General features: G+C 50.3%; 1 pseudogene. It reads left to right on the top strand.

The features are described 5' to 3' along the window. Positions 1-314 (top strand): annotated as a pseudogene (locus AB4496_RS20415) (F0F1 ATP synthase subunit alpha); the annotation flags it as partial.

Below are 314 nucleotides of genomic sequence, written 5' to 3' on the forward strand. Positions count from 1 at the left end.
AATACGCTCTTGCTCTTAACCTTGACACGCACTCAGTCGGTGCCGTGGTTATGGGTCCCTACACTGACCTCTCTGAAGGTATGAAAGTCAAAGGGACAGGTCGTATCTTGGAAGTACCAGTAGGTAACGGACTTCTTGGCCGTGTAGTGAACACACTAGGTGAGCCAATCGATGGCAAAGGCCCAGTGAGTTGTGACCGACTAGACCCTGTAGAAGTAATTGCTCCCGGCGTAATCGAGCGTAAGTCCGTCGATCAGCCAATTCAAACTGGTTATAAAGCCGTTGATACCATGGTGCCTATCGGTCGTGGTCAA

Source organism: Vibrio sp. 10N.222.46.A1, assembly GCF_041473595.1.
GTDB classification, from domain to species: Bacteria; Pseudomonadota; Gammaproteobacteria; order Enterobacterales; family Vibrionaceae; genus Vibrio; species Vibrio tasmaniensis_A.